The organism is Virgibacillus salarius (assembly GCF_039521925.1).
GTDB lineage: Bacteria > Bacillota > Bacilli > Bacillales > Amphibacillaceae > Virgibacillus > Virgibacillus salarius.
Map to the genome: position 1 here is coordinate 1 of NZ_BAAACY010000178.1, position 592 is coordinate 592.

Sequence of the window (592 nt, forward strand, 5' to 3'; positions counted from 1 at the left end):
CGATCCCCTTCAAAGCTTTGGACCAGTGGCCGCTTCCTATCATACGGCAGGTTCAGCACTGGAATCTCTCCAGCAAATTGATGCAGCCAATAGGCTTCTTGATGTTTCACAGTGTCTAACATAAGCTGTCTATTTTGCCAATGAGCAAAATCCTTATATTGAATTCGTAATGGCTCCAGATCATTTCCCTGATACAATTCCATAAATTCTGTCATCAACAGCTGAATGGATACCCCATCACTTATAATATGATGCATATCGACTAATAGATATCGTTTTTTCTTTGTCTCTACGAGCTTCGCTCGGAATAACGGTGCTTCCTGTAACTGAAACGGTCTGACAAAGTTCTGTACTATATCCTCTATCGTTTCGCCCGTCGGGCGATTCGTTTCCATTTCAAAGGCGACATGCGAGGCAATTTTTTGAACAATTTCGCCATTCACCTCTTCAAAGTGCGTCCGTAAAGAATCATGTCTGGCAATTAATTTTTCAAAGGCCTGACAGACTCTTTCAAGGTGAAGTGGCCCTTCCACCTCTAGCACCATTGGCATATTATAAGCAGTCCCTTTTTCAAGTTGTTCTACCATATACA

1 protein-coding gene is annotated in these 592 nt (G+C 42.2%); it reads right to left on the reverse strand.

Going from position 1 to position 592, the window contains the following annotated elements; genetic code table 11:
- Window positions 1-592, reverse strand: a 592-nt coding sequence (locus tag ABDZ84_RS21380) for a condensation domain-containing protein (protein ID WP_343782938.1), incomplete at both ends; no start/stop codon positions are given.